Origin of the sequence: Corallococcus terminator, assembly GCF_049194865.1 — a bacterium.
Taxonomy (GTDB): Bacteria; Myxococcota; Myxococcia; order Myxococcales; family Myxococcaceae; genus Myxococcus; species Myxococcus terminator_A.
The window spans coordinates 123081-132515 of sequence record NZ_JBLZWL010000082.1 but is presented as its reverse complement, the minus strand read 5'-3'; the positions used below and the strand labels follow the sequence as shown (position 1 = coordinate 132515).

General features: G+C 71.2%; 9 protein-coding genes. 5 read left to right on the top strand and 4 right to left on the bottom strand.

Features of this window, described 5'->3' with window-relative positions; translation table 11 throughout:
• The coding region (locus ACN469_RS26135; RefSeq protein WP_498771897.1) for an ERAP1-like C-terminal domain-containing protein at nucleotides 1–1421 on the top strand (1421 nt) is incomplete at its 5' end.
• An 85-nt stretch (nucleotides 1422–1506) separates the two neighbouring features.
• Here the strand turns inward: ACN469_RS26135 and ACN469_RS26130 are convergent.
• Entirely contained in the window at nucleotides 1507–2262 is a 756-nt protein-coding gene (locus ACN469_RS26130) for an enoyl-CoA hydratase (protein WP_498771895.1), read from the bottom strand.
• A gap of 120 nt (nucleotides 2263–2382) precedes the next feature.
• Nucleotides 2383–3279, bottom strand: coding sequence for a ribose-phosphate diphosphokinase (locus tag ACN469_RS26125; protein WP_498771893.1), 897 nt, complete (start codon nucleotides 3277–3279; stop codon nucleotides 2383–2385).
• A gap of 142 nt (nucleotides 3280–3421) precedes the next feature.
• Here ACN469_RS26125 and ACN469_RS26120 point away from each other — a divergent pair, with 142 nt between their 5' ends.
• The 3 genes from ACN469_RS26120 to orn all read left to right on the top strand — a co-directional run bounded on the left by ACN469_RS26120 (nucleotide 3422) and on the right by orn (nucleotide 5545).
• Nucleotides 3422–4108, top strand: coding sequence for a phosphoribosyltransferase (locus ACN469_RS26120; RefSeq protein WP_498771891.1), 687 nt, complete (start codon nucleotides 3422–3424; stop codon nucleotides 4106–4108).
• 58 nt (nucleotides 4109–4166) lie between these two features.
• Nucleotides 4167–4859, top strand: coding sequence for a dienelactone hydrolase family protein (locus tag ACN469_RS26115; RefSeq protein WP_498771889.1), 693 nt, complete (start codon nucleotides 4167–4169; stop codon nucleotides 4857–4859).
• A 134-nt stretch (nucleotides 4860–4993) separates the two neighbouring features.
• Nucleotides 4994–5545, top strand: coding sequence for an oligoribonuclease (orn, locus tag ACN469_RS26110; RefSeq protein ID WP_498771887.1), 552 nt, complete (start codon nucleotides 4994–4996; stop codon nucleotides 5543–5545).
• Nucleotides 5546–5585: 40 nt separating this feature from the next.
• Here orn and ACN469_RS26105 read toward each other — a convergent pair whose 3' ends face one another.
• Both ACN469_RS26105 and ACN469_RS26100 read right to left on the bottom strand, forming a co-directional pair.
• Nucleotides 5586–5978 carry a response regulator gene (locus tag ACN469_RS26105; protein WP_498771885.1) on the bottom strand — a complete coding sequence of 131 codons (393 nt, stop codon included), beginning with the start codon at nucleotides 5976–5978 and terminating at the stop codon, nucleotides 5586–5588.
• Between the two features lie 157 nt (nucleotides 5979–6135).
• Nucleotides 6136–7680, bottom strand: coding sequence for an AMP-binding protein (locus ACN469_RS26100; protein WP_498771883.1), 1545 nt, complete (start codon nucleotides 7678–7680; stop codon nucleotides 6136–6138).
• A 168-nt stretch (nucleotides 7681–7848) separates the two neighbouring features.
• Here ACN469_RS26100 and ACN469_RS26095 point away from each other — a divergent pair, with 168 nt between their 5' ends.
• A complete protein-coding gene (locus ACN469_RS26095) occupies nucleotides 7849–9426 on the top strand; it encodes a DUF5722 domain-containing protein (protein ID WP_498771881.1) in 1578 nt (525 codons plus the stop codon).
• The last annotated feature ends 9 nt before the right edge of the window (nucleotides 9427–9435 follow it).

The window sequence follows — 9435 nt, the reverse complement described above, 5'->3', positions numbered from 1 at the left end:
TGTTCCGCAAGGGCATCCAGCGCTACCTGCGCAAGCACGCGCACGGCAACGCCACGGCGAAGGACTTCCTGGACGCGCTGTCCGCCGAGGCCGGCCAGGACGTGACGGGCGTGCTGGGCACGTTCCTGGACCAGGGCGGCGCGCCGCTCGTCACCGCGACGCTGGAGTGCGGCGCGGGGCAGCCCAAGGTGGTCCTCACGCAGCAGCGCTACCTGCGGTTGGGCTCGAAGGCGCCGGGGCCGCAGACGTGGAAGGTGCCCGTGTGCGTGGAGTACGCGGCGGGCAACAAGGACGCGCGCGCCTGCACGGTGCTGGAGGGCGAGCGCGCCGAAGTGGCCCTGACGGAGGCGAAGACCTGCCCCGCCTGGGTGTTCCCCAACGCGGAGGGCGCGGGCTTCTTCCGCATGCAGCTGGCGGGAGACGCGGCGACGAAGCTCCTGCGGGCGGGTGTGGCGAAGCTGTCCCGCTCGGAGCGCGTGGCGCTGCTGGGAGACGTGAAGGCGCTGGCGCTGGCTGGCGCGCTGCCGGCCTCCGAGGCGCTGACGCTGGCGGCCCGCATGGCCCAGGACCCGGACCGGGTCATCGTCGAGAGCACCATGGAGATGCTGGAGCTGTCGAGCGCGCGGCTGCTGCCGGAGGCCCGGCTGCCGGACCGCGCGCGCTTCCTGCGCGAGACGTATGGGCCCCGGGCCCGCGAGCTGGGCCTCGCCTCGCGCAAGGGCGAGAGCGAGGACACGCGCCTCTTGCGTCCGCGCGTGGTGCGGTTGTCGGGCCGTGACGGCGCGGACCCGAAGATTGTCGCGGAGTCCCGGACGCTCGCGGACAAGTGGCTCACGAACAAGAAGGCCATCGAGCCGGAGATGGTGGACGCGGTGCTCTCGGTCGCCGCGGCCCACGGTGACGCGGCCTTCCAGCAGAAGCTCCTCGCGGCGGTGCGCACGGAGAAGGACCGCGCTGTCCGTCAGCGCCTGCTGGGGGCGCTGAGCAGCTTCACGGACCCGGAGCTGGTGAAGCAGAGCCTGCCGCTGGTGTTCGACAAGGCGTTGGACCCGCGCGAGACGATGTGGCTGGTGTTCGGGGCCACGCAGCACGTGCGCACGCAGGGCGTGGCGTTCGACTTCGTGAAGGAGAACTACGACCGGCTGGTGGGTGACTCGCCCGACGCGCTCTTGCCGAAGGACGCGGCCGGCCGGATGGCCTTCGTGGGCGGCAGCTTCTGCAGCCCGGAGCGGCGCCAGGAGGTCTCTGACTTCTTCACGCCGCGCAACGAGAACGCGCCGGGTGGGCCTCGCATGCTGGCGCAGATTCTGGAGTCGGTGGACCAGTGCGTCGCGCTGAAGGCGGCGCAGGCGGCCAGCATCGAGTCATTCCTCGGGGGCCGCGCCACGCCGCGTCCGCCGCAGGCCCCGAAGACGCGCTGACCCGGCTCCGAAGCCCGGAAGCTCGGAAGTGGGAGCCCGGGGCCGCATTGGCTCCGGGCTCACCACGTCGACACGGGCGGGGCTGCTACTTCTTGCTGCCGCGCGACATGAAGGCCATGAAGGCCTCCTGCGCTTCCTGGGAGCCCAGGCGCTCGATGAACTTCGCGCCCTCGCGCGCCAGCGTGGCGTGCGTCTCCTCGCGGCGCGGTCCCCGAATCAGCTCCTTCGTCACGCGCACGGCCTCGGCGGGACGGGAGGCCAGGGTGCGGGCGCGCTCGGCGGCCACTTCCTGGAGGCTCTCGGCGGGCACCACCTTGTTGATGATGCCGGCGCGCAGCGCCGTCGCCGCGTCGAAGGGCTCGCCGAACAGCAGCAGCTCGCTGGCCAGCGCGTAGCCCGCGATGCGCGGAATCAGCAGGCTGCTGGCCCCTTCCGCGCACAGGCCGAGCTGGACGAAGGGCATGTGGAAGCGCGCGCGCTCGCTCGCCACGACGTAGTCACAGTGCAAGAGCATCGTCGTGCCGATGCCCACCGCGGGGCCATCCACGGCCGCCAGCACGGGCTTGGGCGCGTCCACCAGCGCCTTGAGGAAGAGGAACACCGCGCTGTCCTCGCCCGCGGGCGGGTGCTCCATGAAGTCGCCGATGTCATTACCCGCGGTGAAGACGCTGCCCGCGCCGGTGAGCAGCACCGTGCGGACCTCGTCATCCGTCGCCGCCTGCTTGAGCGCGGCGGTGGCCGTCTCGTACATCGCATGCGTGAAGGCGTTCTTCTTCTCGGGTCGGTTGAAGGTGAGGGTGAGGACCCCCGCTTCCCGCTTCGTCAGCAACGTGTCGGACATGGGCCAAGCCTAGACCGAGTCCATCCCCGGTGCGGGCTCAACTTGCATCCCCCCCCGAGCCCCCACTCAAAGGCGACGGGCCCTCGTGTGCCCACCCGTCCTACCGCACCGCGCTCCAGCTCACGGCCGCAGCGCGCGGGCCACCAGCGGCGCGAGCGTCACCACCCGGTGCTCGAACGGCAGCCCCAGCGGGGGCTCCACGCTGTCGGTGCCGACGAGCCGACTCACCGGCAGCGCGCTCAGCCGCTCCACCGCCGGTCCCACCAGCAGCGCGTGCGTCGTCACCACCGTCAGGTCGTCCGCGCAGCCCGCCTCGCGCAGCGTGCCGGCCGCCGCGACGAGGGTGCCGCCCGTGGACACCATGTCGTCCACCAGGATGGGCCGCTTGCCGCGCACCTCGCCCATGAGGCCGCTGGCGTGCACCTCGTCACCGCTCAGCCGCACCTTGTGAATCACCGCCCACGGAAGGCCCAGGAGCCGCGCCAGCGCCTCCGCGCGCTTCACCGCGCCCAGGTCCGGCGCCACCACCACCGACGTGTCGGTGACTTGCGGCCGCAGCGCCTCCGCCAGCACCGGCAACGCGGTGAGGTGCTCCAGCGGCGCGCCGAAGCACCCCTCCAGGGCGGGGCTGTGCAGGTCAGCCACCAGCACCCGAGCGAAGCGGCCCTGGGACAGCATGTCCGCCACCAGGCGGCCGCCCAGGGGCTCGCCCGGCCGCGCGCGCCGGTCCTGCCGCGCATAGCCCAGATACGGCACCACCGCCTCCAACCGCGCGGCGCCCGCCCGCCAGCACGCGTCCGCCATCAGCAGCAGCTCCAGCAGGTGCTCTCCAGCCGGGGGCGTCAGGGACTGCACCAGCACCACGGTGCGTCCGCGCACGGAGGTAGGGACCTCCAGGTGCATCTCCCCGTCCGGGAACCGCTCGAAGTGACAGTCGGTGGGCGCCACGCCCAGGGCCAGGGCGAGCTCCCGTCCCAGGTGGGGACTGGCGGTACCGATGAGGAGGATGGGGTCCATGCCCCAACCCTAGCGCGCCCGGTGGCCCGAGGGCGCGGCGCTCGCTACCTCCCCTGGCGACATGCCTTCGAGAGAGCCGTTGCCCGCCCCTAAGCCGCCAGCGAGCCCGGCCGTGCTTTCCCTAGGGACAAGGAGAGTGACGATGCGCTTTCGCGACAGAGCAGACGCCGGGCGCCGGCTGGCGGCGGTGCTCCTGCCCTACCGGGGCTCGGAGGTCCGCGTGCTGGGGCTGGCCCGGGGAGGGCTTCGGGTGGCGTACGAGGTGGCCCGCGCGCTGGAAGTCCCGCTGGACATCTGGGTGTCCAGGCGCCTGAGCATCCCCGGGCGGGTGCTGACGATGGGCGCGGTGTCCGAGGGCGGAGGCCAGTACCTGCTCTCGGATGCGCTGCGGCTGGCGCCCTTGCCCAGGGGCGAGCTGGACTCGCTCATCCGCGAGGAGGCCAGCGTGGTGGAGGAGCAGGCGCGGCGGCTGCGCGGGCACCTGCCGTCGGGGCTGGGAGGCCGCACCGTGGTGCTGGTGGATGACGGCGTGCTGACGGGCGCCACCGCCGCCGCCGCGCTGAGGGCCCTGCGGCTGTTGCACCCGGCCCGGCTGGTGATGGGCACCCCGGTGGCCTCGCCCCAGGGGCTGGAGGTGCTGCGGCGCGAGGCGGACACGGTGGCCTGCGTGTGGACCGAGCCAGGGCTGCTCACGGTGGCCGAGGCGTATGAAGACTTCCGCGCGTTCCCGGACGTGGAGCTGCAGAACCTGGTCGAGCGCTCCCGTGAGCCGCCCTGGCGCTCGCAGGAGGTGGTGGAGTCCACGGACTCGGGTGGGACCTGGATGTGAAGCCGTGAAGCCATGTCGTGGTGACGACGTGAACCCGTGACGCGAGGAGAGCGGCCCCATGAGGCAGGACAAGCCGAAGGACCTGGAGGTCCGCGAGGTGAGGGTGCGCTCCGGGAGCGTGGAGCTGGGCGGCAGCCTGGGTCTTCCTCCAGGCGCGCACGGGCTGGTGGTCTTCGCGCATGGCAGCGGCAGCAGTCGCTTCAGTCCACGCAACCGCGCCGTCGCGCGCGGCCTGCGTGAAGCGGGCCTGGGCACGCTGCTGTTCGACCTGCTCAGCGAGGATGAGGAGGTGATGGACGCGGGCACCGGCGAGCTGCGCTTCGACATCCCGCTCCTCGCGCGGCGGCTCATCGCCGTGACGCGGTGGACGCAGTCCCAGCCGGAGCTGTCGGAGATGGGCCTGGGCTACTTTGGCTCCAGCACGGGCGCGGCGGCGGCGCTGATGGCGGCGGCGATGCATCCGGAGTGGGTCCAGTCCGTGGTGACTCGCGGCGGCAGGCCGGACCTGGCCGGGCCCGCGCTGGCCCGGGTGCGAGCGCCCACGTTGCTGCTGGTGGGCAGCCTGGACGTGGACGTGCTGGAGCTGAACCAGGACGCGTTCGACGAGCTGCCCTCCGCCAAGTCCCTCATCGTCATCCCCGGAGCCACTCACCTGTTCGAGGAGCCGGGCACGCTGGAGGAGGTGGCGCACCGCGCGGGGGACTGGTTCGCGCGCCACCTGGATGCGCCTCGACTGGAGGCTCGAGAATGATCACGGAGCCCGGGTCGACCGGACCGACGGTGCGCCGCGGCGCGGACGGACGGTGGACCGCCGAATGCGAGGTCGAGGTCTGAAGCGGAGTATTGAGGCCCCGCGTGGGCGCGAGGGCTGGTATAGGCATCGTCATGCGCTCGCGTGAACCCCGCTTTGTCTGGCTGGACCTGGAGATGACCGGGTTGGACCCCGAGTCGTGCGCCATCATCGAGATTGGCGTCATCATCACCGGGCCGGATTTGCGCCCCCTCGCGGAGTTCGAACGCGTCATCTGGCAGCCGGAGGAAGCGCTCCTGCGCATGGAGCCCGTGGTGCGGGAGATGCACACGCGCAACGGCCTGCTCGAGAAGGTGCGCGCCTCCAGCACGTCGCTGCGGGTGGCGGAGCGGGAAGTGACGGCGCTGGTGGCGGAGCACTGTCCGATGGGCGAGGGCGTGCTGGCGGGCAACTCCATCCACACCGACCGCCGCTTCCTGTTCCAGTACATGCCGCTCCTGGAGCGCTACCTGCACTACCGCATGGTGGACGTGACGAGCCTCAAGGTGCTCACGCGCGCCTGGTACCCGAACCTGGTGGAGCCGCGCAAGCCGCCCAGCGGGCACACCGCGCTCGCCGACCTGCGCTCCAGCATCAACGAGCTGCAGTACTACCGCGACACCCTGTTCCGCGCGACGCCGGGCTGACCTGGGCTGAGCTTCGAGCCCGACGGCGGGACGGCGTGCCTCAGCCCGCCGTCCCGGTGCTCCCCGGCGTGGGCCCGTTGGGGCCGCCGAGCAGCTCGGCGATGGTCTCCAGCAGCAAGTCGAGCTCGAAGGGCTTGGCCAGGAAGCGCGCGCTGGAGCGGCGCTCCTCCTCGGAGATGCGGCCCGCGCTCATCACCACCACGGGGATGGTGCGCAGCGCCGGGTCGTCGCGCATGCGGCGCAGCATCTCCCGGCCGTCCATCACCGGCATCATCAAGTCCAACAGCACCAGGTCCGGACGCACCTCCGCCATCCGCTGCAGGCCCTCCGCGCCGTTGAACGCGGTGAGGATGCCGTAGCCCTCCACGGAGAGGATGTCCTGGAGTGCCTCGACGATGGCCAGCTCGTCATCGACGATGAGCAGCCGCTTCATCGATGCACACCCTCTCTTCGCCCTTGGTGACTACGGGTGGCCTCGAACAGCCGGGCCATTCCGGCTGCTGCCACCCCAGGGCGGGACGGTAGGACACGGCCGGGCGCAAGCCACGGTTTTGAACGCGGTGTGTTCGGAATGTTGCGGACCAGGTGTCTCACCGCAGTCGGGCTCTCAGCAGATGTTTCTGGACCTTGCCCAGCGCGTTGCGAGGCAGCGAGTCCATGAAGACGACGCGACGGGGTTTCTTGAAACTCGCGAGCCTGTCCTTACACCAGTCCACCAGCGCCTGGGCATCGGGGGCGTGCATGCCGGGTGGAGGTACCACGACGGCCACCACCTGCTCGCCATAGTCCGCGTCCGGCAGGCCCAGCACGGCGACCTCCGCCACACCCGGGTGCGTGGCGAGCACCTCCTCCACCTCGCGCGGGTACACGTTGAAGCCGCCGCTGATGATGAGCTCCCGCGCCCGCCCGGTGATGCGCAGGTAGCCGTCCGCGTCCAACTCGCCCAAATCTCCCGTGCGGAACCAACCCTCCGAGCAGAAGGACTCCGACGTGGCGTCCGGCCGGCGCCAGTAGCCCGCGAAGACGTGGGGGCCGCGGACCTCGATTTCCCCCGTCTCGCCCTGGGGCAGGTGCCGGCGCGTCCGCACATCCACCACGCGCGCCTCCTGGCCCGGGAAGGGGAAGCCCACCGTCCCGGGGCGGCGCTCGCCGTCATACGGGTTGGTGGTGTTCATGATGGTCTCCGTCATCCCATAGCGCTCCAGGATGCGCGTGCCGAAGTCCTTCTCGATGTCGTGGAAGAGCTGGGGGCTCAAGGGCGCGGAGCCGGAGACCCACAGGCGCAGCTCCAGGGGTTTCACCCCCGTGCGCCGCGACTCCTCCAGCAGTCTGCCGTACATGGTGGGCACCCCGAAGAACATCGTCAGCGACGCGTCATCGCGCAACGTCGCCAGCGCGTCGGTGGCCACGAAGCGCCGGTGCAGCTCCAGGCTGCCGCCGGTGTACAGCGTGCCGTGCAGGCCCACCATGAGGCCGTGCGTGTGGAACAACGGCAGGGCGAGCAGCAGCCGGTCCGCCGAAGTCCAGCGCCACGCCTCGGTGACGGCCTTCACGTTGGCCAGCAGGTTGCGGTGCAGCAGCATGGCGCCCTTGGAGCGGCCCGTGGTGCCGGACGTGTAGCCCAGCACCGCCAGGTCCTCCGGACGCGGCAGCGCGAGCGCCACCGGTGACGTCGCGCCCTCCTCCAGCAGCACGTCGAAGTCGATGACCTCCAGCGAGGCCGGCGGCGCGGCGGTGAGCGGCTCCACGGTGACGAGCCATTGCAGCGACGGGAGCTGGTCTCTCAGGGGAATGAGCTCCGCCACCCCCGAGGCGCCGGTGACACACGTATGCACCTCCGCGTCCGCGAGGATGTGGGCCAGCTCCACCTGGCGGTACGCCGTGTTGACGAGCACCACCACGCAGCCCGCGTGCTGCACGCCCAGGTAGGCGACGATGAAGCGCGGACTGTTCTCGAGGAAGAGCGCCACGCGCTCGCCCGGCTGCAAGCCGCGCTGACGCAGGCCCTTCGCGAAGGACGCGACGTGCGCGGCCAGTTCGCCGTAGGTGGTCGACTCACGCTCGAACGTGAGCAACGGCCGCCCCGGCGCGCCGTGGGCGTGGTCGAGGAAGGCTTCGAGGAGGGACGAAGACATGAGCCCCGCAGCCTACTTCCCTCACTTCCAAACAGGACAAGCTGTGAGTCAATTTTGACGGCAAAGAGTGGCTTTAACTGCATAGTCTGACTAACTCGTTGAGTTGGCCTGAGGACGCGAGACAGGGAGTGGGTCCTCGGGGGGCTCGACGCGCACGGGAGGTGTCACTTGCGTGAAGGACTGTGTGGTGGACGTTGGACCCTGGGGTTGCTGTTGGCGGTCGCGCTGTGGGGCGCGGGGCTGTTGCCGGCGGTGGCTGAGGCGAACCTGCCGTATCCGACGCGCACCGCGTATCGCCTGAAGGGCGTGCAGCCGGACTTCTGGCCCAGCTACGACGAGCTCGCGGGCAACAACACGGGCGGCGTGGCGATGAACCTGGTCTGGGCGGAGTGGGAGCCTTCGGTGCAGGCGCCGCCGTGTACCGGAGGGCGCGTGGAGTACGCGGGGCACTGCTTCGCGGTGGCGGCCAACGTGGACGCGGCCATCCGCGAGTGGACGGCGCGCGGCGTGGTGGTGACGGCGGTGGTGTACGGCGTGCCCGCGTGGGCGCGCGCGGGGCGCACGTGCACGCCCGCGGCGCCGGGCTTCGACATCTTCTGCGCGCCCAACAACGCGGCGGACTACGGCCGCTTCGTGGGCCTGCTCGCGCAGCGCTACAACGGCCTCAACGGGAACGGCCGCGTCGCGGACTTCGTCATCCACAACGAGGTCAACTCCAACGACTGGTTCGACATCGGCTGCGGCCAGGGCGCGGGCGCGTGCAACACCACGGCGTGGCTGGACACGTACGCGGCCAGCTACAACGCGGCCTATGACCAGGTGATGACGTGGCAGTCGGCGGCGAAGGTGCTCATCTCGCTGACGCACCACTTCGGCTCGGAGCTGGACGCGCCGGGCGCGAGCAGCCCGACCTTGTCCGCCACCACCTTCCTGACGGGCTTCGCGGCGCGCGTGGGCTCGCGGGCGTGGCGCGTGGCGTACCACCCCTATGCGCCGGACTTGTTCCGTCCCCAGTTCTCCGCGGATGACTACCCGCGCGTGACGTACGGCAACCTGGGCGTGCTGGCGGGCTGGCTGCGCAAGACGTTCCCCACCCGGCAGCACGCGTGGGAAATCCAGCTCACGGAGAGCGGCATCCACTCCGGCTCGCCGCAGTCGTCGGAGGCCGCGCAGCAGACGGCGGTGTGCGACTCGTTCCGCAACGTGCTGGGGACGCCCGGCATCGAGAGCTACATCTACCACCGCATGCACGACAACGCGGCCGAGGGCGGACTGGCGCTCGGCCTGCGTCGCATCGACGGGAGCGCGAAGCCGGCGTGGAGCACGTGGGCGCTGGCCAATCGCAATGACATGAGCCCGCCCCAGCTCTCCTGCGGCTTCGAGGAGCTGCCGTACACGCGGCTGCGCCGGGGCTACCACGCCACGCGCGGCCACTGGGCGTCGTCGCGGCTCTTGCCTCCGGGCTTCCGTCAGGAGTCCTCGTGGCGGCTGCTGCGCGACGGCATGCCGGGCATGCGGATGCTGTACGAGTGCCGCGTGGGCAACCACAACCTGCTCAGCCCGGACGTGGGCTGCGAGGGCCTGCTGCCCCTGGGGCCGGTGGGCTACATCCACCTGCAGCAGGTGCCGGGCACGGTGCCGCTCTACCGCTGCAACATCGGCCAGGGGAATGACCACTTCATCTCCCCGGCGTCGAACTGCGAGGGCTACGTGACGGAGCAGCTGTTGGGCTACGCCTTCCCCTGACGCCGCTGA